This window comes from Methylorubrum sp. GM97, assembly GCF_024347855.1.
Taxonomy (GTDB): Bacteria; Pseudomonadota; Alphaproteobacteria; order Rhizobiales; family Beijerinckiaceae; genus Methylobacterium; species Methylobacterium extorquens.
Genome location: NZ_AP025942.1, coordinates 3,106,505 through 3,127,893, shown reverse-complemented (window position 1 = coordinate 3,127,893; position 21,389 = coordinate 3,106,505). Strand labels below are relative to the sequence as shown.

At 69.1% G+C, this 21,389-nt stretch carries 23 protein-coding genes and 1 pseudogene; 12 read left to right on the top strand and 12 right to left on the bottom strand.

Annotation, left to right across the window (positions count from 1 at the left end):
* Nucleotides 1-72: 72 nt before the first annotated feature.
* Nucleotides 73-783, bottom strand: a complete 711-nt coding sequence (locus MSPGM_RS14420) for a L,D-transpeptidase (RefSeq protein WP_012753183.1) — start codon at nt 781-783, stop codon at nt 73-75.
* 229 nt (nt 784-1,012) lie between these two features.
* On the opposite strand from MSPGM_RS14420, the gene MSPGM_RS14415 reads away from it, so the two are divergent.
* From MSPGM_RS14415 to moaD, 4 genes are all read left to right on the top strand, one after another.
* The gene (locus tag MSPGM_RS14415) at nt 1,013-1,738 is read left to right on the top strand and encodes a protein phosphatase CheZ (protein WP_003600613.1); all 726 of its coding nucleotides are present in this window, start codon (nt 1,013-1,015) and stop codon (nt 1,736-1,738) included.
* 95 nt (nt 1,739-1,833) lie between these two features.
* Nucleotides 1,834-3,882 carry an excinuclease ABC subunit UvrC gene (gene uvrC, locus MSPGM_RS14410; RefSeq protein ID WP_003600612.1) on the top strand — a complete coding sequence of 683 codons (2,049 nt, stop codon included), beginning with the start codon at nt 1,834-1,836 and terminating at the stop codon, nt 3,880-3,882.
* Nucleotides 3,883-3,967: 85 nt separating this feature from the next.
* Nucleotides 3,968-4,567, top strand: coding sequence for a CDP-diacylglycerol--glycerol-3-phosphate 3-phosphatidyltransferase (gene pgsA, locus MSPGM_RS14405; protein WP_015951316.1), 600 nt, complete (start codon nt 3,968-3,970; stop codon nt 4,565-4,567).
* 54 nt (nt 4,568-4,621) lie between these two features.
* Complete coding sequence (moaD, locus tag MSPGM_RS14400; protein WP_012753182.1) at nt 4,622-4,873, top strand: molybdopterin converting factor subunit 1; 252 nt, start codon at nt 4,622-4,624, stop codon at nt 4,871-4,873.
* A 118-nt stretch (nt 4,874-4,991) separates the two neighbouring features.
* Here moaD and MSPGM_RS14395 read toward each other — a convergent pair whose 3' ends face one another.
* Nucleotides 4,992-5,921 (bottom strand): metal ABC transporter substrate-binding protein, encoded by a 930-nt coding sequence (locus MSPGM_RS14395; RefSeq protein ID WP_012753181.1) that lies wholly within the window; start codon nt 5,919-5,921, stop codon nt 4,992-4,994.
* 272 nt (nt 5,922-6,193) lie between these two features.
* Here MSPGM_RS14395 and MSPGM_RS14390 point away from each other — a divergent pair, with 272 nt between their 5' ends.
* The 4 genes from MSPGM_RS14390 (at nt 6,194) to MSPGM_RS14375 (ending at nt 10,521) form a co-directional block, all read left to right on the top strand.
* Entirely contained in the window at nt 6,194-7,987 is a 1,794-nt protein-coding gene (locus tag MSPGM_RS14390; RefSeq protein ID WP_012753180.1) for an ABC transporter ATP-binding protein, read from the top strand.
* Between the two features lie 96 nt (nt 7,988-8,083).
* Nucleotides 8,084-9,124, top strand: coding sequence for an aldose epimerase family protein (locus MSPGM_RS14385; RefSeq protein ID WP_043766278.1), 1,041 nt, complete (start codon nt 8,084-8,086; stop codon nt 9,122-9,124).
* A gap of 87 nt (nt 9,125-9,211) precedes the next feature.
* Complete coding sequence (locus tag MSPGM_RS14380; RefSeq protein ID WP_003600604.1) at nt 9,212-9,772, top strand: GbsR/MarR family transcriptional regulator; 561 nt, start codon at nt 9,212-9,214, stop codon at nt 9,770-9,772.
* A 53-nt stretch (nt 9,773-9,825) separates the two neighbouring features.
* Nucleotides 9,826-10,521 (top strand): DUF4166 domain-containing protein, encoded by a 696-nt coding sequence (locus MSPGM_RS14375; RefSeq protein ID WP_003600602.1) that lies wholly within the window; start codon nt 9,826-9,828, stop codon nt 10,519-10,521.
* Nucleotides 10,522-10,529: 8 nt separating this feature from the next.
* On the opposite strand, the gene rsfS is transcribed toward MSPGM_RS14375, so the two are convergent.
* The 4 genes and pseudogenes from rsfS to proB all read right to left on the bottom strand — a co-directional run bounded on the left by rsfS (nt 10,530) and on the right by proB (nt 14,458).
* Nucleotides 10,530-10,832 (bottom strand): ribosome silencing factor, encoded by a 303-nt coding sequence (rsfS, locus tag MSPGM_RS14370; RefSeq protein WP_003600601.1) that lies wholly within the window; start codon nt 10,830-10,832, stop codon nt 10,530-10,532.
* 442 nt (nt 10,833-11,274) lie between these two features.
* Nucleotides 11,275-11,831, bottom strand: a pseudogene (locus tag MSPGM_RS14365) (nicotinate-nucleotide adenylyltransferase).
* A gap of 55 nt (nt 11,832-11,886) precedes the next feature.
* The gene (locus MSPGM_RS14360) at nt 11,887-13,185 is read right to left on the bottom strand and encodes a glutamate-5-semialdehyde dehydrogenase (protein ID WP_003600599.1); all 1,299 of its coding nucleotides are present in this window, start codon (nt 13,183-13,185) and stop codon (nt 11,887-11,889) included.
* A gap of 139 nt (nt 13,186-13,324) precedes the next feature.
* On the bottom strand, nt 13,325-14,458 hold the full coding sequence (gene proB, locus MSPGM_RS14355) for a glutamate 5-kinase (RefSeq protein ID WP_003600598.1): 1,134 nt from the start codon (nt 14,456-14,458) through the stop codon (nt 13,325-13,327).
* Between the two features lie 271 nt (nt 14,459-14,729).
* Here proB and MSPGM_RS14350 point away from each other — a divergent pair, with 271 nt between their 5' ends.
* Complete coding sequence (locus MSPGM_RS14350; protein ID WP_003600597.1) at nt 14,730-15,104, top strand: response regulator; 375 nt, start codon at nt 14,730-14,732, stop codon at nt 15,102-15,104.
* An 86-nt stretch (nt 15,105-15,190) separates the two neighbouring features.
* Here the strand turns inward: MSPGM_RS14350 and MSPGM_RS14345 are convergent, their stop codons facing one another.
* The 3 genes from MSPGM_RS14345 to ftsE form a co-directional block, all read right to left on the bottom strand.
* Complete coding sequence (locus MSPGM_RS14345) at nt 15,191-15,895, bottom strand: YdcF family protein (protein WP_012753176.1); 705 nt, start codon at nt 15,893-15,895, stop codon at nt 15,191-15,193.
* 241 nt (nt 15,896-16,136) lie between these two features.
* Nucleotides 16,137-17,117, bottom strand: a complete 981-nt coding sequence (locus tag MSPGM_RS14340; RefSeq protein ID WP_003600595.1) for a cell division protein FtsX — start codon at nt 17,115-17,117, stop codon at nt 16,137-16,139.
* Entirely contained in the window at nt 17,114-17,815 is a 702-nt protein-coding gene (ftsE, locus tag MSPGM_RS14335) for a cell division ATP-binding protein FtsE (RefSeq protein WP_003600594.1), read from the bottom strand. The genes MSPGM_RS14340 and ftsE overlap by 4 nt, the downstream gene beginning before the upstream one ends.
* Before the next feature lie 169 nt (nt 17,816-17,984).
* Between ftsE and MSPGM_RS14330 the strand changes: the two genes are divergently transcribed.
* Nucleotides 17,985-18,740 (top strand): zinc-ribbon domain-containing protein, encoded by a 756-nt coding sequence (locus MSPGM_RS14330; RefSeq protein WP_003600593.1) that lies wholly within the window; start codon nt 17,985-17,987, stop codon nt 18,738-18,740.
* Nucleotides 18,741-18,756: 16 nt separating this feature from the next.
* Here MSPGM_RS14330 and MSPGM_RS14325 read toward each other — a convergent pair whose 3' ends face one another.
* Nucleotides 18,757-19,086 carry a type II toxin-antitoxin system RelE/ParE family toxin gene (locus MSPGM_RS14325; RefSeq protein WP_003600592.1) on the bottom strand — a complete coding sequence of 110 codons (330 nt, stop codon included), beginning with the start codon at nt 19,084-19,086 and terminating at the stop codon, nt 18,757-18,759.
* Nucleotides 19,073-19,363, bottom strand: coding sequence for a type II toxin-antitoxin system ParD family antitoxin (locus MSPGM_RS14320; RefSeq protein WP_003600591.1), 291 nt, complete (start codon nt 19,361-19,363; stop codon nt 19,073-19,075). The genes MSPGM_RS14325 and MSPGM_RS14320 overlap by 14 nt, the downstream gene beginning before the upstream one ends.
* 217 nt (nt 19,364-19,580) lie before the next feature.
* Between MSPGM_RS14320 and hpt the strand changes: the two genes are divergently transcribed.
* Entirely contained in the window at nt 19,581-20,150 is a 570-nt protein-coding gene (gene hpt, locus MSPGM_RS14315) for a hypoxanthine phosphoribosyltransferase (RefSeq protein ID WP_003600590.1), read from the top strand.
* Nucleotides 20,151-20,313: 163 nt separating this feature from the next.
* Nucleotides 20,314-20,679 (top strand): response regulator, encoded by a 366-nt coding sequence (locus MSPGM_RS14310; protein WP_003600588.1) that lies wholly within the window; start codon nt 20,314-20,316, stop codon nt 20,677-20,679.
* 160 nt (nt 20,680-20,839) lie between these two features.
* Here MSPGM_RS14310 and MSPGM_RS14305 read toward each other — a convergent pair whose 3' ends face one another.
* A complete protein-coding gene (locus MSPGM_RS14305; protein WP_261925684.1) occupies nt 20,840-21,355 on the bottom strand; it encodes a TspO/MBR family protein in 516 nt (171 codons plus the stop codon).
* Between the last annotated feature and the right edge of the window lie 34 nt (nt 21,356-21,389).

The window sequence follows — 21,389 nt, the reverse complement described above, 5'->3', positions numbered from 1 at the left end:
CGCACGTCCTGAATGTTTGCAAAGCCCGGCGCCGTTCCCACGGCGCTGGGCTTCTGCTTTTGTAAGTTGACGTCAGATGACCTCGACGCGGGTGCCGACCGGCGTGCGCTCGTAGAGGTCGATCACGTCCTCGTTCATCATACGGATGCAGCCCGAGGACACGTTCTGCCCGATCGTGTGTGGCTCGTTGGTGCCGTGGATGCGGTAGAGCGAGGTGCCGAGATACATCGCGCGTGCACCGAGCGGGTTCTCCGGGCCGCCCACCATGTGCCGCGGAAGGTCGGGGCGGCGCCGCAGCATCTCGGCCGGCGGCGTCCAATCGGGCCATTCCCGCTTGGCCGAGATCGTCTTCGCCCCGGTCCAGACGAAGCCCGGCCGCCCGACGCCGATGCCGTAGCGGATCGCCTGCCCGGCCGGCTGGATCAGGTAGAGATACTTCGCGTTCGTATCGATCACGATCTGTCCGGCCCGTCCCGGCCCGTCATAGGCGACGACCTGCCGGGCAAAGCGCGGATCGACCGCTCGCGCGATCATACCTTCCTCAGATCCCTGCCCGGTCGGCAGCGCCGCGAACCGGGCGCGCGGCTGAGCGACCGCTACCGGGCGGGGCTCGCCGAGAGCGCCGTAGCCGTCGACGGCGGGGCGCCGGGCCGGGCCGCGCCCGTCCCCCGTCATCAGGAACTCGATGAAGCCGCCGCCGTAGCGGCCCGGCTCCGCCTGCGCCACCGCGCTCGAACCCATCAGCGCCAGCGCCGCCAGCGCCACGCCCCACTTCGCCCGCATCCCCGACTCCCGCCCTGCCCACGTGATGCGGCAAGTCTTTTCCGGGTTGTGCCTGCGGGCGATGAACGGACGTGGTGAATCATTCGCTCCGGGGCTTGCGCCCCCGCTAAGTCCAAGTCGTCGTCAACGAGCCGTAAATGCCGCCGTTCCCCTGAAAACTTTCAGCAAATCGAAACGACTGCACGGGATTGTGTCAGGCAAGTTTTTACCTCGAAGGCCTGTCCGACCGATGATCACCAAGCGCTACCGCATCGAGGAAAGCCTGGGCTTGCCCGTTCCGGCGGCCGGTATCTCTGCGGCTCCGGCGGAGTCAGCTCCGAATCCGCGGCTCGACGAGATCCTGACGGCGATCAACGACCTGCGTCGCATCACGCAGGCCAGTGCCGGCGAGACCATCGAAGCCTGCCGCCGCGAACTCGGCGAGGCGTTCGCCATGCGCCACGAACTCGAGGTGATGAAGGAAGCGATCACCCGCACCAAGGGCGAGATCGCGAGCCTTCACCGCTCCGAGACCACGGGCAAGGGGATGCGCCGCGTCGCCGGCGAACTCGATGCGGTGGTCGAATCGACCGAGCAGGCCACCTCGACCATCCTCGGCAGCATCGAGCGGATCGAGACCAACGCCAACATGATGCGCGGCCTGCGTCTGACCAAGGCGGCGCAGGAGAATGTCGACGGCATCCTCGACAACGTCATCTCGGCCTACGAGGCCTGCAACTTCCAGGATCTCACCGGTCAGCGCATCAGCAAGATCGTCAACGTGCTGAAATTCGTCGAGGAGCATCTCGACCGCGTCATCGAGGCCTGGAGCGGGCTCGAAGGCTTCCGCGACCTGCTCGCGGTCGAGACGGCCGCTGTCGATGAGAACGACGAGAGCTCGCTCCTCAACGGGCCGAAGCTTCAGGACGATCCCGGCCACGTCGATCAGTCGGACATCGACGCCCTGTTCGACTGACGCTCCCCGTCGCAGGCCGATCGCGCGAAGCGATTGTCCTGGCTCAGGCCGCCGCGGCCCTTTCAACCGGAATCGCCGCGGCTTACATCGGGGCCATGAGCCGCGCGACCCGATCCGCCTTCGACGACGTCCCGCCCGACGGGTTCGACGAGGACGAGACCGAGGCTGCCTCCCTCGACGAGGCGCCCGAGATCGACTTCGATTTCGAGCCCGGTGCCGTCCAGGCGGGCACTGAGATCATCCGCCGATTCTGGTCGACCCTGCCGAACTCGCCGGGCGTGTACCGGATGTTCGACTCCAAGGGCGACGTTCTCTACGTCGGCAAGGCCAAGAACCTGAAGGCCCGCGTCGGCTCCTACGCCCGCGGCCAGGCGCATTCCAACCGTATCGCCCGCATGATCGCCCAGACGGCGGCGATGGAGTTCGTCACCACGGCGACCGAGACGGAAGCGCTGCTGCTGGAGGCCAACCTCATCAAGCAGTTGAAGCCGCGCTTCAACGTGCTGATGCGCGACGACAAGTCGTTCCCCTACATCCTGCTGACCAGCGACGGGCCGGCGCCGCAGATCGTCAAGCATCGCGGCGCGCGCCGCCGCAAGGGCAACTACTATGGCCCCTTCGCCAATGTCTGGGCGGTCAACCGCACGGTGAACGCGCTCCAGCGCGCCTTCCTGATGCGGACCTGCTCGGACAGCTATTACGAGAACCGCACCCGGCCCTGCCTGCTCTACCAGATCAAGCGCTGCTCCGGCCCCTGCACCGGCGAGATCGCCCTCGAGGATTATAGCGCGCTCGCCGACAGCGCCCGCGCCTTCCTCTCGGGCAAGTCGAACGCGGTGAAGGACCGGATGCGCGAGGAGATGCAGCGCGCTTCCGAGGCGCTCGAATTCGAGCGTGCCGCGCGCTTCCGCGACCGCATCGCCGCGCTCTCGGCGATCCAGGGCGTGCAGGGGGTGAACACCCAAGGGGTCGAGGAGGCCGACGTGTTCGCCATCGACGAGCAGGCGGGCCAGTTCTGCATCGAGGTGTTCTTCTTCCGCAACTTCCAGAACTGGGGCAACCGCGCCTACTTCCCGAAGGCCGATCGCTCCATGAGCGCGGACGAGGTGCTGGCCTCGTTCATCTCGCAGTTCTACGACGACAAGCCTGCCCCGAAACTCGTCCTCGTCAGCCATACGATCGAGGATGCCGAACTCGTGGCCGCTGCCCTGTCGAGCCGGGTCGAGCACCGCGTCGAGGTCCATCAGCCGCAGCGGGGCGAGCGCAAGAACCTCGTCGATTACGCGCAGCGCAACGCCAAGGAGGCGCTTGGACGCCGGCTCGCCGACACCGCGTCACAGGGCAAGTTGCTGACGGCTTTGGGCCAAGCCTTCGGCCTCGACAAGCCGCCGCGCCGTGTCGAGGTCTACGACAACTCGCACATTTCCGGCACGGCCGCGGTCGGCGGCATGATCGTCGCCGGGCCGACCGGCTTCATGAAGACGCATTACCGCACCTTCAACATCAAGTCGGAGGAGCTGAGCCCCGGCGACGATTTCGGGATGATGCGCGAGGTGCTGACCCGCCGCTTCAAGCGGCTGGCCAAGGAGGCGCCGCGCACCCCGCGGGAGGCTGATGCCGGCGAACCGCAGGCCCCGGAGCAGGCCGTTCCGGCGGTGGCCGAGGTGCAAGACGATCCCGATGCCTTCCCCGCCTGGCCCGACCTCGTTCTGATCGACGGCGGCGCCGGGCAGTTGGAGGCGGCCCGCGCCTCGCTCGCCGAGATCGGCGTGACCGGCGTGCCGCTGGTCGGCATCGCCAAGGGCCGCGACCGCGATGCCGGCCGCGAGACGTTCTTCGTGCCCGGCCGCAGCCCGTTCAAGCTGCCGCCGCGCGATCCCGTGCTCTATTTCGTGCAGCGCCTGCGCGACGAGGCCCACCGTTTCGCCATCGGCACCCATCGGGCACGGCGCAAGCGCGAGATGACGAAAAACCCACTCGACGAGATTGCTGGGATCGGCCCCACTCGCAAGCGCGCGCTGCTGCACCATTTCGGCACGGTGAAAGCCATCGAACGTGCCGCCTTGGAGGATCTCGCCAAGGCGCCGGGCGTGAACGCCGCCACCGCGCGGGCGGTCTACGACTTCTTCCATGCCAATGCTTGAGCCGAGCCCCGTGCCGAGAGAGCCCGCACCCGATGCAGCGACGCCGCGGTTGACGCCCCCCGCCGCCCGTGATTTCACCCCGGCGATGAACGCCGTCCTCCCCCGACGCCGGTCGCAGGCCTGGACGCTCGCGAACTGCCTCACCTACGGCCGCCTCGTCGCGGTGCCGGTCGTCGTCGTCCTGCTGTTCTGGCCGGACGAGTTCGCCGCGCGCTGGACCGCCTTCGGCGTGTTCGTGGCCGCCGCGATCACCGATTATCTCGACGGCTACGTCGCCCGCGCCTGGGCGCAGAGTTCGGCGCTCGGGCGGATGCTCGATCCGATCGCCGACAAGCTCCTCGTTGCCGCCCTCCTCCTGATGCTGGCGGCCGACCGCACCATCGCCGGCATGTCGCTCTGGGCGGCCATCGTCATCCTGTGCCGCGAGGTGCTGGTCTCCGGCCTGCGCGAGTACCTGGCGGAGCTGAAGGTCGGCCTGCCGGTCAGCCGCATCGCCAAGTGGAAGACGACGGTCCAACTCATCGCACTCGGCTTCCTCGTCGCCGGCCCGGCCGGCGAGGCCGTCCTTCCCGGCAGCCTTACCGCCGGCATCGTCCTGCTCTGGCTCGCCGCGGCCCTCACGCTCTACACCGGCTGGGACTACATGAGGGCCGGGATCCGGCACGTGATCGACGATCCGCGCTGATTGTCTTGGGATTCTTTGGCGCGGCACTGCGAGGCGCCGCCGGGGATGAATGCGATGAAGCTCGTCTACTTCGCCTGGGTGCGCGAGCGCGTCGGCAAGCCCGAGGAGACGGTGAACCCGCCCGAGGACGTCGCCACCGTCGCCGACCTGATCGGCTGGCTGCGGATGCGGGGTGAGGAATACGCCTACGCTTTCGAGAACGAGGGCGTGGTGCGCGCGGCGATCGACCGGGTCCACGCCAAGCCCGGCAGCGCCATCGCCGGAGCGCAGGAGATCGCGTTCTTCCCGCCGATGACCGGCGGCTGAGACAGGGCCGCGGCCCCGAGGGGACGGTTCGACCAATCTCTGGGACGCCGGGTCAAGACGAACGGACGGCCGGCCGATTCTGGCGCCGGCCTGATCCCCGGACGGACGCGATCCCCCGTCAGCTCAGCGCGTCCCGGAACGCGCTGAGATTGGAACGCATCATCTCCAGATAGCCGGGGGCCGGCCCGCCCGGCGCGCTCAGCGCGTCGGAGTAGATCCGCCCGCCGACCTTGGCGCCGCTCTCGCGGGCAATCTGCTGCATCAGCCGCGGATCGGCGATGCTCTCCACGAACACCGCCGGCACCTTGTCCCGGCGGATCTGGCGGATGATGCGGGCGACATCCTTCGGGCCGGCCTCGCTATCCGTGGAGATGCCCTGCGGCGCCAGGAAGCGCATGCCGTAGGCCGCGCTGAAATAGCCGAAGGAATCGTGCGTGGTGATGATGCGCCGCCGCTCCTCCGGGATCGCGCCCAAAGCCGCGCGGATCTCCGCGTCCAGCGCGTCGAGCTTCTGCGTGTAGGCGGCGGCGTTCGCGGCATAGAGCGAGGCGTGATCCGGGTCGGCGGCGCTGAGGCCGTCTCGGATGTTGGCGACGTAGAGCTTGGCATTCGCCACGTTCTGCCAGGCATGCGGATCGGGGTGGTCGCCGTGATCGTGTCCGTGATCCTCGGCGTGATCGTGGTCGTGGCTGCCCGCGACCGTCTTCACGCCCTTGGAGGCGACGGTGACCGGCGCCTTGGTGCCTGAAGCCTTGATCAGCCGCTCCATCCAGCCCTCGAAGCCGAGGCCGTTGACGACGACAAGATTCGCCTCGGCCAGCTTGCGGGCGTCGCCCGGCGTGGGGGAGTAGCCGTGAGCGTCGGCATCCGGCCCGACGAGGCTCGTCACGGCGACCTGCTCGCCGCCGACCTGCGCCACGAGATCGGCCAGGATCGAGAAGGTCGCCACCGCCTTCAGCCGCGCGCCGTCCGCCGCGGCCATCGACGGCGCGAGGCCGAGCCACAGCAGAACAACCATGGCGACGCCGCGCCCTACGCCCAAACCCATACCGACACTCCTCCGCTCGGCTGCGGTGATAATGTAACATTATCACATCGCCAAGGGCTGGGTTGAGATTGTGCAGCGGATAACGGGCCGGGCGTCCAATAGGTAGAAGCTTCCCTGGAGCAGACCGGGTGTGCACCGCCCCCGGCACCAGGGCGAGTATTGCGCGGCGGCCGGTTTCGCGGCGGGCAACCGCCTGCGCTTGATCCACGGCCCTTACGGCTGCAAACACCGCGGGCCCCGGCGTTCCGCCGGGGTCAGCACAGACACGGTACATGATGGCGCGCCGGCCGCTCCTGAGAGGCGACACCCTTCCCCTGCTCGGGCGGCTCTGGCGGGAGTGGCTCGCCCCCCACCGCGCCACGCTCGCGGTGGTGCTCGTGCTCATCACCGTCGTCGGCGTGGCGACGGGGCTCTATCCGGCCCTCATCAAGGCTGCGTTCGACGCGTTCGACCGCAAGGACATGAGCGCCCTCGCCTACGGCCCGCTCATCGTCATCGCGGTCACGTCCGCGCGCGGCTTCGCCCTGTTCGGGCAGACGGTGCTGACCAACCGGGTCGTCACCCGCGTCGAGGCCGACATGCAGGCTGCGCTCTATGCCCACCTGATCGATGCCGACCTCGCCCAGCTCGGTCGCGAAAGCCCGGCGGCCTTCACCCAGCGCTTCACCACCGACTTCGCCTTCATCAAGGAGGCGCTGACCCGCATCTCGACGGTGCTGCTGCGCGATGTGGCGATGCTGGCCGCCCTGGTGATCGCACTGGTCTGGATGGACCCGCTGCTGACCCTCGCCGCCGCGGTCACGGCCCCCCTTGTGGCCGGCCCGGTCAACCGGATCGGCAAGCGGCTGCGCCAGGTCTCGACCACGACCCAGGAGCAGATGGGCGCGACCGCGAGCCTCATCACCGAGAGCCTGCAGGGCGCCCGCGTCGCCAAGACCTACGCCCTCGAAGGCTATCTCAAGGACCGAGCGGCGCAGGCGCTGGACGAGGTGCGCCGCCTCAAGATGAAGGCGGCCAACGCGCGCGGACGGCTCGATCCGCTGATGGAGATCGGCGGCGGTCTCGCGGTGGCCGGCGTGCTGGTGCTGGTGGGCCAGCGGGTGATGTCGGGCGACCGCACCGTCGGCGACTTCACCGGCTACGTCGCCGCGCTCCTGCTGGCCGCGCAGCCGGCCCGGGCGCTCGGCACCCTCAACGCCATCCTGCAGGAGGCGGCGGCGGCGCTGACGCGCTACTTCGCCCTGATGGATGAGCAGCCGACGATCCGCGAATCCGCGTCGGCCCGTCCACTCACGGTGTCGCGGGGCGAGATCCGCTTCGAGAACGTGCATTTCCGCTACCGGGCCGACGCGCCCGCCCTCGAGGGCATCGACCTCGTGGTGCCGGCGGGCTCGACGACGGCGCTCGTCGGGCGCTCCGGCTCCGGCAAATCCTCGCTGCTCAACCTCGTCCCCCGGCTTCAGGACGTGACGGCGGGCCGGGTCCTCATCGACGGCACCGACGTGCGCGACGTGACCATCGCCTCCCTGCGCGCGGCGATCGCGGTGGTGTCGCAGGAAGTGGTGCTGTTCGACGACACCGTCGCCGCCAATATCGGCTTCGGCCGGCCCGGCGCGACGCAGGACGAGATCGAAGCAGCCGCAAGGGCCGCAGCGGCCCACGGGTTCATTAGCCGTCTGGGCGAGGGCTACGCATTTCGGGTCGGGCCGGGCGGCGGCCGGCTCTCGGGCGGTGAGCGCCAGCGCATCTCGCTGGCCCGTGCCTTCCTCAAGAATGCGCCGATCCTGCTGCTCGACGAGGCGACCTCCGCCCTCGATTCCGAATCCGAGCACCTCGTGCAGGAAGCGCTGGAGCGGCTGATGCGTGGGCGCACGACGCTGGTGATCGCCCACCGCCTCTCGACCGTTCGCGAGGCGAACCGCATTGCGGTGCTGGAGGCGGGTCGGGTGATCGAACTCGGGCGCCACGACGAGCTGGTGGCCGCGAGCGGGACCTATGCCCGCCTGCACCGGCTGCAATTGTCGGACGACTCGGGCGTGCCGAAAGCGCAGGCGGCCCCGGTCTGAAAGTGCCAGCAAGAAATCGGCCGGCGCGAATCGACCGGCCTCATGCCACCCGCGCGGCCTCTCGCGCGTAGTTCCCGGTCACGACGGGAGCTAGGAATGCGGTCAGAGCCATTCGGAACGACGCGAGCGGGTGAGCACGTCACGCGGTACACCCTCGTGCGCGACGATCTGCGGGTTCAGGTGATCGATTACGGCGCGATCGTCACCACCATCGAAGTGCCGGACCGGGAGGGCCGCCGCGCCAACGTCGTCCTCGCCCTCGATACGGTGGAGGGCTACGAGACGGTGAGCCCGCATTTCGGGGCGATTGCCGGACGTTACGCCAACCGCATCGCCAAGGGGCGCTTCACCCTCGACGGGCCCCCCTTCGAACTGCCGATCAACGAGCCGCCCAATTCCATGCATGGCGGCCCCGAGGGTTTCGCCAAGCGCCTCTGGCAGGTGGCGGAGGCGGACCACACAAGGGTCGTGCTGAGGCGGCGCAGCCCCGACGGCGAGGAAGGCTTTCCGGGCAATCTCGACGTGGAGGTCGTCTACAGCCTGCCCGAGCCCGGAACGCTGCGCATCGATTACCGCGCCGAGACCGACCGGCCGACCGTGCTGAACCTGACCAATCACAGCTACTTCAACCTCGCCGGCGAGGGCACGGGCGACGTGATGGATCACGTCGTGCAGATCGTCGCCGACGCCTACGCGCCGACGGACGCAACGCAGATCCCGACCGGAATCATCGCGCCGGTTGCCGGCACGCCCCTCGATTTCCGCGAGCCCACGCCGCTCGGTGCGCGCATTCGGCAGGGTCACGAGCAGGTTGTGATCGCGGGCGGCTACGACCATACCTTCGCTCTGGGAGATCCCGCCGGCACGCTGCGCCCGGCAGCCTCCTGCTTCTGCCCGGCCAGCGGACGGCGCCTCGACGTCGCGACGACCCAGCCGGCGCTGCAACTCTACAGCGGCAACAATCTCGACGGCTCGCTGGTCGGCCCGTCCGGCCGCACCTACCGCTCGGGCGACGGCGTCTGCTTCGAGACGCAGGGGTTTCCCGATGCGCCGAACCACCCGAACTTTCCGAGCACCATCCTGAGGCCGGGCGAGGTTTTTACCTCGATCAGCACCTACCGGTTCTCGGTCGGCTGAGCGGACAAGCCCGTCACAAAGCAAGGACCGAGACGAGCCTGAACCGGGGAGCTTGACATCCGTCTCGTTTGGTCAGAAGTTTCTGTCATGACAGAAACTTCTGACCAGCCGCAAACTCTCGCGCCTGCGGTGGAGCGGTTCATCCTCCACTGGGGGGATCTCGGCGGGCAATGGGGTGTGAACCGCTCCGTCGCTCAGATCCACGCCCTGCTCTACCTCTCCGACAAGCCGCTCGCGGCGGAGGACATCGCGGGGACGCTCGGCATCGCTCGCTCGAACGTCTCGAACTCGCTGAAGGAACTTGCGGGCTGGAACCTGATCCGCCGCGTGCCGGTGCTGGGCGAGCGGCGAGACTTCTTCGTCGCCGAGACGGACCTGTGGGAGATGGTCACCCGCATCGCCGCCGGCCGCAAAGAGCGAGAGATCGACCCGGCGCTCAAGGCTCTGCGGGAATGCGTGGCCGAGGCGGAAGGCGATCCGCGGGTCGGGGCGGTGGCCGGGCGGCGGCTCAAGGCGATGCTCGACTTCACCCAGACGCTCGACGGCTGGTACGCGCAGATGCTGAACGTGCCTCACAACACCCTGGCCAAGCTGATCCGGCTCGGCGGACGCATCGTCCGCTACCTGCCCGTGAAGTCCGAGGCCTGATCCCCTGCCGGCCGGGCGTCCGGCCTCCGGGGGAGTGTCTGAGGAGGCCCTTGATGCGCGCCGCCGGCAAAGCCGCCATTCCGAACGCAGCCCCGGTCCGCCCGGCGGAACTGTTCGACCTGCGTTTTCGCGCGCTGGTGCCGGAGGCGGATTGGGCGCGGCTGCCCCCTGCCGTGCGGCGGCGCTTCTCCAAGCGGCTCGGCGAGGGCGAGAGCGCGGTCTATGTCGGGCGGGTGGTCGAGACCCAACTGACCCGGCTCGGCTGGTTGCTCGCTCAGGTCTTGCGCCTGGTCGGCGCCCCGCTGCCGACAGCTCGGATCGCCAACGTGCCGAGCGTTGTCGCCGTCACCCAGGACGGCGCCGGCAACGGCCAGATCTGGACGCGGCTCTACGCCCGCGGCTCAGGCTTCCCGCAGGCGATCCACTCGGCCAAACGCTTCCGGGGGCCGACGGGGCTGGAGGAGCGGGTCGGCGCCGGGCTCGGCATGAGTCTGCGGGTTCTGGTGGAGGATCGGGCGCTCGTGTTTCGCAGCGAGCGCTACTTCATCGATCTTCCGGGCTTCCGGCTCATCCTGCCGCAATGGCTGACGCCGGGCACCCTGACGGTCAGCCACGGCGCCACCGGCGCCCGCGCTTTCCGGTTCGTTCTGGAAATCCGTCACGCTTGGCTCGGCCGGCTGCTACGCCAGGAGGCGGAGTTCTCCGACCAAGTCGATGCGCGCGACGAAGTGACCGCCGCGCTGCCGTGACCAAGGTTTCAGCCGGCCAGAAGCGCGCCCGACGGCCGGTCGGCGCCCCAGATCTTCTCGAGGTTGTAGAAACCGCGGACCTCGGGGCGGAAGATGTGGACGAGGATATCGCCCGCATCGATCAGCACCCAGTCGCAGGCCGGCATGCCCTCGACGCGGGCATTGCCGAAGCCCTTGGCCTTCATCTCTTGGATGATCTTGTCGGCGATCGAGCCGACATGGCGCTGCGAGCGGCCGGACGCGATGATCATCGTATCGGCGAGCGAGGTCTTGCCCGCGAGGTCGATCTCGACGGTTTCCTCGGCCTTCATCTCATCGAGGCATCCGAGGGCCAGGGCCTTCAGCGCGTCGGAGGAGGCAGGCTCGGCATCGGAGCTGACACCGACGTGTGGAATGTGTGCGGACAGGGTCTCGGTTCCTGAAGATCAGTTCGCGGCGATCCCGCCACGCGCTGAAATTGGCCGCTTTCGGCCCACTTTTCAAGCGGAAGAAGCGCCCTAAGCCTCGTGTGCCGCGATTGGGGAGGCAAAACGCGGCGTCGCGCGCCCATCCCATAGACGGTTTCGCTACCGATCGGAGGACGGCCACGCTGCGAGCGGGCGCCGTACGGCGAGCGCGGATGCTGCCCGGCGCGGCACCGCGGCCGGTGGCTTTCAAACGGATGCGACCGTCTTCTTCTGGGTGTCGTAGACCGCGGCGACGGCGCGCTTCGACATCATGTCGTCGGCAGGAACTCGGTCGGCAGGAGGCCCGTCACCGCGTGCGCAGAGCGGTGGAGGACAAGGCGGAGCGCGGGCCGTGGAGGAAAGTCCAGGCCGGCGTGGGGCGGATCGCCAGGGTGGGAGCGTCAGCCTCCGGAATTCGGGCCGACGCGAATGCCTGCGCCGCCCGCGCCGAAGGCGCCGTGAGCGTGTAACCGGGACGGTCGATTACCGCGACCGGCATCAGCGACAGGATCTCGTCGAAACGGCGCCAGCGATGGAAGGTGCCGAGCGAATCCGCACCCATGATCCACACGAAGTGAAGAGCGGGTTGGCGCCGGACCAGCCAGCGCAGCGTATCGGCGGTGTAGCGGCTGCCGATCCCCCCTCGAAGCCGGTGACCGCGATGCGCGGATCGGTGGCGAGCGCCCGCGCCTGCGCCACCCGCTCATCCAGCGGGGCGAGCACGCCATGGTCCTTGAGCGGGTTGCCGGGCGTAACGAGCCACCAGACCCGGTCGAGCCGAAGGCGCCGCAGGGCGGTGCGGCTCACATGCAGGTGCCCCGCATGCGCCGGGTTGAACGAACCGCCGTAGAGGCCGATCCGCATGCCGGGCGCGGCCGGCGGCAGCCTGTGATCGCGCAGAGGAACCGCCGTCAGCGCGTCACGGCCGCGTCTGGCCGCTGCCGTGGACGCGGTACTTGAAGGTGGTGAGCTGCTCCACGCCGACCGGGCCGCGAGCATGCATCCGCCCGGTGGCGATGCCGATCTCGGCGCCGAAGCCGAACTCGCCGCCATCGGCGAACTGCGTCGAGGCGTTGTGGGTCACGATCGCCGAATCGACTTCGTTGAGGAAGCGCGCGGCGGCGTCGGTGTCGTCGGTGATGATCGCGTCGGTGTGGTGCGAGCCGTTGGCCTCGATATGGGCGATCGCCGCATCGAGCCCATCGACCACCTTCGCGGAGATGATCGCGTCGAGATACTCGGTGCGCCAATCCGCGTCGGTCGCCGCACTCACCCGTGGGTCGGCTGCTTGCGTCGCCGCGTCGCCGCGCACGGCACAACCGGATTCGAGCAGCGCCTCGACCAGCGGCTTGAGGTGCGTCTCGGCAACCGCCGCATCGACGAGCAGCGTCTCCGCGGCGCCGCAGATGCCGGTACGCCGCATCTTGCTGTTGAGGAGCAGGCTGCGCGCCATGCCGAGGTCGGCGCCTTCGGCCACGTAGACATGGCAGATGCCATCGAGATGGGCGAAGACCGGCACCTTGGCCTCCGCCTGGACGCGCTCCACGAGGCTGCGCCCGCCGCGAGGCACGATCACGTCGACGCAGCCGCCGAGGCCGGTAAGCATCAGGCCGACCGCGGCCCGGTCGCGGGTCGGGACGAGCTGGATCGCATCCGCAGGCAGGCCGGCGCGGGCGAGGCCCTCGCTCATCGCCACCGCGATGGCGGTCGCGGTGCGGTGCGAATCCGAGCCCGCGCGCAGGATCGCGGCGTTGCCGGCCTTGAGGCAGAGCGCGCCGGCATCCGCCGTCACGTTGGGGCGGCTCTCGAAGATGACGCCGACGACGCCGAGCGGCACCGAGATGCGCTCGATCAAGAGGCCGTTCGGCCGCTCGAAGGCGGCGAGCTGGCGTCCGACCGGATCCGCCAGGCCCGCGACCTTCTCGACCGCCTCGGCGATCGCCGCGACCCGGCCCTCGTCCAGGGTCAGGCGGTCGATGATCGCGTTCGTGAGGCCCGCGGCCTGCGCGGCGGAGACGTCCCGCGCGTTCTCGCGCAGGATCGCCGGGGCGCTGGCGCGAATTTGCTCGGCGATGGCCCGCAGGCCGAGATCCTTGGTCTGCGCCGGCGCGAGCGCCATGGCCCGGCCGGCGGCGCGGGCGCGCCGGCCGATGCCGGCCATCAGCGTCTCGAGGTCGTCGGCGTCCGCGAGATCGGACTTGAGATTCAGGACAGGCACGCTCGTGCTTCCCGTCTTGCACCGCTGGGGCGGCGCGATTGCGCATTTGAATGCATATGCACCCTCCCGCGCCCCTTTGCACATCGCCCTGCGGTTGAACAAGCGTCCATGTTAAGTTGCCGCGCCGGAGCGGGCCGCATCAGGCCCCGATCATCGCAAGGTCGTCGCGGTGGATCATCTCCGTGCGACCGGCCTGCACCGAGGCGGCGGCGATCTCGCGGCTGGAGCGACCGATGATGGCGGCGGCGTCCGCGCTATCATAGGCCACGAGCCCCCGCCCGAGGATGCGCCCCTCGGGTCCGCGGATCAGCACGGTGTCGCCCTTGGCGAAGCTTCCCTCGATCGCGGTGACGCCCACCGGCAGCAGGCTCGCCCCGCCTTGAAGCGCGCGGGCGGCGCCGGCATCGACGACGAGGGTGCCGGAGGCGTCGAGCGAGCCCGCGATCCAGGTCTTGCGCGCGGCGGTGGGGGTCGAACCCGACAGGAACCACGAGCAGCGTCCGCCCTCGCGGACCACACGCAGCGGGTTTTTTCCGCGCCCGTCGGCGATGACCATGTGGGTGCCGCCGCTGGCGGCGATCTTGGCCGCCTCGACCTTGGTGCGCATGCCGCCGCGGGACAGATCGGAAGCGGGCCCCCCGGCCATCGCCTCGATCTCCGGGGTCACCCGCTCGATCACCGGCAGGTGGCGCGCCTGCGGGTCGGTGTGGGGCGGCGCGGTGTAGAGGCCGTCGATGTCGGAGAACAGCACCAGCACGTCGGCGCCGATCATGGTGGCAACCCGCGCTGCCAGCCGGTCGTTGTCGCCGTAGCGGATCTCGGCGGTCGCTACCGTGTCGTTCTCGTTGACGACCGGGACCGCCCGCACTTCGAGGAGTTTTTGCACGGTCGCGCGGGCATTGAGGTAGCGGCGGCGCTCCTCGGTGTCCTTGGGCGTCACCAGCACCTGTCCCGCGACGATGTCGTGGTGACCGAGCGCCTCGGTCCAGTATCGGGCAAGCGCGATCTGGCCCACCGCCGCCGAGGCTTGGCTCTCCTCCAGGCGCAGTGCACCGGGCGGAAGGCCCAGCACCGTGCGCCCGAGCGCGATCGCGCCGGAGGAGACGACCACGACATCGACGCCGCGACCATGCAGGTCAGCGATGTCCTCGGCGAGGGCGGCGAGCCACGCGTGACGCAGGCGTCCCCGCGCGCGATCCACGAGGAGGGCCGAGCCGACCTTCACGACGACGCGGCGGAAATCTTCGAGAGCGGGAGGGAGAAGCGCGGTCATGCGACAGTCGTTACGGGGAGCCTGGCGAGTGCCGGTGTCGAAGACGGTTCCTGTGCATCAAACGTCCGGTCCTGGCCAGATCCTTGCTGCAGATCAGCCGTCCGCCGCATTCGGGCCTGCACAATTTCTAGGTGATTTTTCGCGAACGAGTGATACGCCAGGCAAACTAGCCCATGTTAATCATGTGGTCTGGAATGATGGTGCCGAGGGGTGGCCTCACGCGAAGCCCGCGTGCATCCCGACGCGCTAAAAAATTGGAGGAAGTGCCCCCGTGCCGGTCAGTGCCCTCCTGAACCGACGCATTCTGGTCGTCGAGGACGATTACTTCTGGGCCGATGAGTTGCGCCATGGCTTGGAGAAGGCCGGGGCCGTCGTCCACGGTCCGGTCGCCAGCGTCGAGGCGGCCCTGGATATCCTCGACCCCGCCGTCGCCGTGGACGGGGCGATTCTCGATCTCGGGCTCAGGGGCGCGCGCGCCTACGACGTTGCCGAGCGACTGATCGCCCGGCGCACACCCTTCGTGTTCGTGACGGGCTACGACGCCGGCGCCATTCCAGAGGCGTACGCCGCCGTACCACGGTTCGAGAAGCCGGTGACGTTCGATACGATCTTGAGGGCGTTGAGCACGCTGATGCCGCCCGCCTGACCCCCGGCTTTTCGGCTTTGGCAGCGGCACACCCGGCCTGAATCGTCGGCACGCCGTGCCGGCCATGGGCGGGGCCGCCGCGCCGGTCAGTTCGCTTCGCGCAGCAACCGTTCGGCCACGACCTTCACCGGCTGGCGGCGCCCGATCAGCACGGCGAAGCGTGACTGCTCCGGGTCGGACTCGAAACGGGTCCGCCCCCAGGCGACCAGGAATTTGAGATATTCGGCCCCGAGCAGCCGGGTGACCGCCGGATCCGCCCACCAGCGGCTGACATCGAGCCCATCGGAGACGACGGGATAGGGGATCAGCGTCTCGCCGTCCTTCAGGGCGTGCCGCAGCTCCACCAGGGTGCGCGGCATGTGGTAGTTCGACGTCACGACCACGACGGTGCCGAAGCTGTGGCGCCGCATCCAGCGCCGGGTCTCGATGGCGTTGCCGATGGTGTTGCGGGCCCGGTAATCGAGATCGACGCAGCAGGTGATCCAGTGCTCCTGTGACGGGTTGAGGCGCACGATCTCGTCGCGGGTGGTGCGCTCGTTGACGCCGGAGATCAGCAGTCGCCGACCATGGCCCTCCGCCAGCAGATCGATGGCATCGCCGACGCGTTGCGAGCCCCCGGTCATGGCGACGATGCCGTCGACGCCGTCCAGGCCCGGCCGGTCCGTCCGCTCGACCACCGCGACGAAGGCGAGGAAGCCGCCTGCCAGCACGAGTAGGCCGACGAGGGAAAGGCCGACGAAGGCCCGAAGGAGCCGGATGCCGCGCCCCGGCCGTGCAGGGGCCTCAATCATTCGAGCTGCGCAGGGCTGCGACGAGGCGTGGGCCGACAGGTCCGCCACCCAGGACCATCCGAGCGCCTCGCGGTGGGACTCCGAGGGAGATTCGTTTGGGAGCCGGCCCGGGCCGGCCGCCTGTCGGCGGGGCACTCGCGGAAGCATGACGGACGGGACAGGGGCTCATGAACGGTGTCGATGCCGGGACTCTCGGTTCCCAATGGTTGTCGAAACGTTAACGGCTTCGATCGAGCTGATTCTATCGGAGGAACCGGCGCACCGTGAAGCGCGACACGGCCGCCGTGACGAGGGACGCGATCACGCCGATGAGCACGATGATGGCGTAACCTTGCCAGCCGATCTGGAACGTCCCGAACAGCGCTTCAATCTCCTCACCCGCTGGGCCCGAGCGCCACATCCGCGCGAACAGGCCGGCGAGTGCGCAGGTCAGAAGTGCGGCGCCGGCACCCAGCGCCCCTCCCCTCAAACCTAAGCGGAAGAAGCGGCTCTGGAAGGCCTTGGCGATGTAGTCGTCATCGGCGCCCACGAAGTGCAGCACCTCGACCACCTCGCGGTTGCCGGCCATGGCGCCGCGGGTCGCGAAGACCACGGCGAGCCCGGTCGCGAACAGGACGAGCAGGACGATGCCGATGCCGATGCCGGCGAAGGTGTTGGCCATGGTCGAGAGGCGCTGAAGCCAGAGCGCATGGTCGTCGAGGCTCGCCACGCCCGGAAGCGCCTCGGTGAGTGCGGCGCGCAACGCGGTCAGGTCGGGGCTCCGGTCGCTCGCAAGCGTCAGTGCGATCAGGCGCGGAACCGGCAGGTCCGACATGTCGAGACCGCTGCCGAGCCAGGGTTCGAGCAGCCGCTCGGATTCCGCCTTGGAGAAGATGCGCGCCCCGACGATGCCCGGCGCGGCGCGTGAGAGGCTTTCGGCCCGCTTCACGTCCGCCTCGATGTCGCGCCCGGCTCCGGGCCGGATCTGCACCGTCACCTCCTGCGCGACGCTGCCCTGCCACTGGCTGGCGCTGGAGACGGCGATCTCCGCCGCACCCGCGCAGAGTGCCGCGAGGAAGGTGAGGATCGCGATGACCGCCGCAAGCGCCCGGCTGGCGGCGGAATCGGTCGGCACCAGGGGCGCGTTGCGGCGCAGGTTGGCCGGAAGCGGCGCCTCGGACGCGGAGGCCGCCGCTTTCGCCGCGGCCGCGCCGCTGCGGGCGGGGGAGCGCACCTCGTTCATGGCCCTTCCACCCGCAGCCGCCCGTCGGCGAGCACCATGCGGCGCGCCTCGACGAGATCCATCAAGCCGTAATCGTGGGTGGCGATCACCACGGACGTACCGAGCCGGTTCAACTCCATGAACAGCCGCAGCAGGCGCCGGGCGAGGCTCGGATCGACGTTGCCGGTGGGCTCGTCGGCGAGCAGCAGTTCCGGCCGCGCGATCAGGGCCCGCGCGATCGCCGCGCGCTGCTTCTCGCCGCCCGACAGCAGCGGCGGCAGAACGTGCATGCGCTCGCCCAGGCCGACCCAGCGCAGCAATTCGACGACCTCCGCCCGGTAGCTCGCCTCCGCCCGCTCCTGCACGCGCAGGGGCAGCGCCACGTTCTCGTAGGTCGTCAGGTGATCGAGCAGGCGGAAATCCTGAAACACCACGCCCATGCGGCGGCGCAGGCCCGTGAGCGCGTCGTTGGAGATCCCGCTTACCTCCCGGCCGAACACCGAGACGATGCCGCGGGTCGGGCGCACCGAGAGCAGGATCAGGCGCAACAGCGTCGTCTTGCCCGCCCCGGACGGGCCGGTGAGGAACTGAAAGGAATGCGGCGCGATCTCGAAGCTCACATCGGACAGCACCTCCGGCCCGAGGCCGTAGCGCATGCCGACGCTCTCGAACCGGACGACGGGCTCCTCCGCGCCGGACAGGAGGCTGCCCGTTTTCATCCCAGCCGACAAGGCCCGCTCACTCCACGCTTCGCACGCGACACAGGACCGCTGTGCCATACCCGGCTTCACCGCCGGTTAACCCTACTCGGTGAGAACGTTTGTGTCCTTTTCGAGAGCGCGGCAACCCGCTGCCGGGACCCGACACCGACGCGGCTTACCCCATCCCATGCTGATCGTCTGCCCGGCCTGCGCCAGCGAGTATCGCATCGATGCCGACCGCGTCGGCACCAGCGGGCGCTCGGTGCGCTGCGCGGCCTGCCGCGAGACATGGTTCATCTCGTCCGACGAGGTGGTCGCCGCGATGTTCGACGAAATGTCGGCGGCCGAGGCGCCCGAGACCAGCGCCGCTCCGCCATCCCCGGAGCCGCCGCCAACCGAAGCACCGGCCGACGAACCCGTGCCGCGTCCGCGGCCGAGCACCGGGAAGGCCGGGAAACGGAGCAAGCCGAAACGCAAGGCCCGGCGCCTCTCCCCGGCGCTTGCCGCCTGCCTCGTCCTTGCCGCCGCCCTACCGGTGGCGCTCCTTGGGCGCGCCAGCGTCGTACGGGCGATGCCGCAGACGGCGGGGCTGTTCGCCCGCGTCGGCCTGCCGGTGAATTTGCGCGGCATCGATCTTACCGACATCGCCGCGTTTCAGGTCGCCGCCGACGGCAGCAACCCCGCGCGGCTCGTCGTGGAGGGGGATCTCGTGGCGGTTGCCCGGGACCGCGTCGCCGTGCCGGCGATCGAGGTCGAGGTCCGCGACGCCGGGGGACAGTCGCTCTACCGCTGGACCGTTCCGGGACCGCGCGCGGCCCTGGAGCCCGGCGAGCGGGCGCGGTTCAAGGCAAGTCTCTCGGCCCCCCCGGAGAAGGGCCGACAGGTCGAGGTGCGCTTCTCGGACGATGCCGCCGTCGGCGCGGGCGCCGGTGAGACCCATTAGGAACTCGTTGCGGGGTTCAGTCGTCGCCGTCCGGTGCGTGGCCGCGATACAGAGCCTCGAAATCCCGACCGCCGTAGAAGACGTTGACGACGCGCACCCTGTCGGCCTCGACCCGGTAGGCGATAACGGCCGAATGCTCGAACGGCACCGTGCGCAGGCCGGGCTCCAGATCATCGCGAGGACGGCCACCATGCGGCGCATCGCCGATCCGGTCGCACCGTTCAAGGAGTCGGTTCAGGAAGCGGTCGGCGATCTTGGGGCTGAGGCTGGCCTCGTAGATCCATCGGTAGATTCGGAGAAGGTCGGCCTCGGCCTCGTTCCGGTAGGTGACCTCAAGGCGCTTCATTCCGCTGCGCCTCGACGGTTTCGGCGTGGAGTGCCTTGAGGCGCGCCCGGACGTCCTCGCCGGTGAGGTCGGGCCGCGGATCATCCAGCGAGCGGCGGATGCGGGCACGGATGACGTCGAGGCGCTCGGCATCCTCCTGACGCTGGCGCTGCCAGAGCCGCACCGCCGCACGCAGCACCTCGCTGGTCGAGGCGTACTCGCCCGCGGCGACACTCTCCCGCACAACCCGAAGCTGTTCGGGCGTCATGGTGATGCTGATCTTTTCAGCCGACGGCATTTCGGATTCCCCGGTTTGCGCGGGGACAGAGTAGCATAAAATCCGACTGCCCGTGCGCGGTGAAGTTCGGATACATCGCGTCGATCTATCGACGGGTGTCCTCGTTCCGTCGGCCTTGCAACGCTGGCGGAGCCCGCTGCGCATGGTATGGTGCGGCGTGGCATGACCGAGGGCGGTTCGTGCCGTTGGAACATTCCGCGAAACCATCACGAGCCGCATGAGCAACGCATCGAAACGCGTCCGCGTCCTGTTCGACGAGGCGGCGATCGCCAAGCGCAACGACGAGTTGGCCGACGAGATCGTCGCGGCCAAGCCCGAGAACCTGCTCGTCGTCGCGGTGCTCAAGGGCAGCTTCATGTTCGCCGCCGACTTGCTGCGGTCGCTCCACCGGGCCGGGCTCTCGCCGCAGGTCGAGTTCGTGCATCTCTCCAGCTACCGCAACTCCACCGTCTCCTCGGGCCAAGTCGAGATCCTGCGCGACGTTCAGAGCGAGGTGCGCGGGCGTGACGTGCTGCTGGTCGACGACATCCTCGAATCCGGCCGCACCGTCGTTTTCGCCAAGGATCTGTTGATGGCCCGTGGCGCCAAGCGGGTGCTGACCGCGGTGCTCTTGGAGAAGCCGGGCAAGCGTGCCGTGACGATCGACGCGGATTTCGTCGGTTTCACCTGCCCGGACGTGTTCGTCGTCGGCTACGGCATGGACGCCGCCCACGCCTTCCGCCAACTCCCCTTCGTCGGCCTGGTAGACTACGACAGCAGCGACGCGGACCTGTTCGGCGGCACCTGACCATCAATCCCGGTCAGGCAAATTCCTGATAAGAACGCGAGACTTGCGTGAAATCGGCCGCCGATGGAACTCTGTCGGCGCATGAGGCTTGACAGGCCGCGCTTCCCAGCGGTCACTCGGGCGCGACGATCCACATCGAAGGAACGGTAGAGGACGCCCGACCATGGCGCGCATCCTGCTCGTGGATGACGAGGATACGGTTCGCGGCTTCCTCAAGCGCGGGCTGGAGTTGGACGGTCACACCGTCGTCACGGCCATCGATGGCAGCGACGGCCTCGATCGCCTGTCGGAGGCCGGCGGCGGCTTCGACCTGATGTTGACCGATATCCGCATGCCGCTGATGGACGGCATCGCTTTGTCGCTCGCGGCCAAGCGCGACTACCCCGATCTCACGATCCTGCTGATGACGGGGTTTGCCGACCAGCGCGAACGCGCCCGCGGCCTCGATGCCATCGTCACCGACGTGCTGACCAAACCCTTCTCCCTGGCCGACCTGCGCTCCACGGTGACGCGGGCGCTGGCGGCCTAACGCATCGTCTCTCTGCCGAAAGCCCGCCACGACCTTTCGGGACGATGCACGAGAACCGTATCCGACCCGATTGCATCGGACCGGCGCCTCTCGATGCTGGGTTTGAGGCACCGCGTTTCGACCAACCGGCGCGCCCTTCGTCGGGATGCGCCCACGAGCCTCAGTTCATCTGCCAGATCGTTCCGTTGAGCAGGCAGGCAAACGCCACCCAGGCGGCGTAGGGCACGAGCAGCCACGCCGCGGCCCGGTCGAAGCGCCAGGAGAGGCGGATCGTCCACAGAATCATCACGAGCATGGCGAGCGCGACGATCAGCGCGAGGCCGAGTTGGTGGGCAGCGAAAAAGACCGGTGTCCAGGCCGCATTGAGGACGAGCTGGGCGCCGAAGGCGGCGAGTGCCAGCCACCATGCCTTCCGGGCCGGCCCCGGCACCGGGCGTGCGCCGAGCAGCCGCCAGAGCGAGACAGCGATCAGGGTGTAGAGGACGGTCCAAGCCAGCGGAAACACCCAGTTCGGCGGGTTGAAGGCCGGCTTGCGGATCGTCGTGTACCACTCCTCGATATTGGCGCCGGTCGAGAGCGACCCCACCGCCGTCACCAGGAGGACGGGGAGGATCGCGGTGGCAAGCCGTGGGATCGGCGGCAGGGCCGGCCGCTCGGGGATGTCCAGTGCGCTCATGCGCTGTGCAATGCTCCGTCGCTCATTTCTTCGC

Excerpts from the sequence above, each read along its gene's own strand:
- MSPGM_RS14420 (WP_012753183.1), bottom strand. The coding sequence starts at position 783 with ATGCGGGCGAAGTGGGGCGTGGCGCTGGCGGCGCTGGCGCTGATGGGT.
- MSPGM_RS14415 (WP_003600613.1), top strand. The coding sequence starts at position 1,013 with ATGATCACCAAGCGCTACCGCATCGAGGAAAGCCTGGGCTTGCCCGTT.
- uvrC (WP_003600612.1), top strand. The coding sequence starts at position 1,834 with ATGAGCCGCGCGACCCGATCCGCCTTCGACGACGTCCCGCCCGACGGG.
- pgsA (WP_015951316.1), top strand. The coding sequence starts at position 3,968 with ATGAACGCCGTCCTCCCCCGACGCCGGTCGCAGGCCTGGACGCTCGCG.
- moaD (WP_012753182.1), top strand. The coding sequence starts at position 4,622 with ATGAAGCTCGTCTACTTCGCCTGGGTGCGCGAGCGCGTCGGCAAGCCC.
- MSPGM_RS14395 (WP_012753181.1), bottom strand. The coding sequence starts at position 5,921 with ATGGGTTTGGGCGTAGGGCGCGGCGTCGCCATGGTTGTTCTGCTGTGG.
- MSPGM_RS14390 (WP_012753180.1), top strand. The coding sequence starts at position 6,194 with ATGATGGCGCGCCGGCCGCTCCTGAGAGGCGACACCCTTCCCCTGCTC.
- MSPGM_RS14385 (WP_043766278.1), top strand. The coding sequence starts at position 8,084 with ATGCGGTCAGAGCCATTCGGAACGACGCGAGCGGGTGAGCACGTCACG.
- MSPGM_RS14380 (WP_003600604.1), top strand. The coding sequence starts at position 9,212 with ATGACAGAAACTTCTGACCAGCCGCAAACTCTCGCGCCTGCGGTGGAG.
- MSPGM_RS14375 (WP_003600602.1), top strand. The coding sequence starts at position 9,826 with ATGCGCGCCGCCGGCAAAGCCGCCATTCCGAACGCAGCCCCGGTCCGC.
- rsfS (WP_003600601.1), bottom strand. The coding sequence starts at position 10,832 with ATGAAGGCCGAGGAAACCGTCGAGATCGACCTCGCGGGCAAGACCTCG.
- proB (WP_003600598.1), bottom strand. The coding sequence starts at position 14,458 with ATGACCGCGCTTCTCCCTCCCGCTCTCGAAGATTTCCGCCGCGTCGTC.
- MSPGM_RS14345 (WP_012753176.1), bottom strand. The coding sequence starts at position 15,895 with ATGATTGAGGCCCCTGCACGGCCGGGGCGCGGCATCCGGCTCCTTCGG.
- MSPGM_RS14340 (WP_003600595.1), bottom strand. The coding sequence starts at position 17,117 with ATGAACGAGGTGCGCTCCCCCGCCCGCAGCGGCGCGGCCGCGGCGAAA.
- ftsE (WP_003600594.1), bottom strand. The coding sequence starts at position 17,815 with ATGAAAACGGGCAGCCTCCTGTCCGGCGCGGAGGAGCCCGTCGTCCGG.
- MSPGM_RS14330 (WP_003600593.1), top strand. The coding sequence starts at position 17,985 with ATGCTGATCGTCTGCCCGGCCTGCGCCAGCGAGTATCGCATCGATGCC.
- MSPGM_RS14325 (WP_003600592.1), bottom strand. The coding sequence starts at position 19,086 with ATGAAGCGCCTTGAGGTCACCTACCGGAACGAGGCCGAGGCCGACCTT.
- MSPGM_RS14320 (WP_003600591.1), bottom strand. The coding sequence starts at position 19,363 with ATGCCGTCGGCTGAAAAGATCAGCATCACCATGACGCCCGAACAGCTT.
- hpt (WP_003600590.1), top strand. The coding sequence starts at position 19,581 with ATGAGCAACGCATCGAAACGCGTCCGCGTCCTGTTCGACGAGGCGGCG.
- MSPGM_RS14310 (WP_003600588.1), top strand. The coding sequence starts at position 20,314 with ATGGCGCGCATCCTGCTCGTGGATGACGAGGATACGGTTCGCGGCTTC.
- MSPGM_RS14305 (WP_261925684.1), bottom strand. The coding sequence starts at position 21,355 with ATGAGCGCACTGGACATCCCCGAGCGGCCGGCCCTGCCGCCGATCCCA.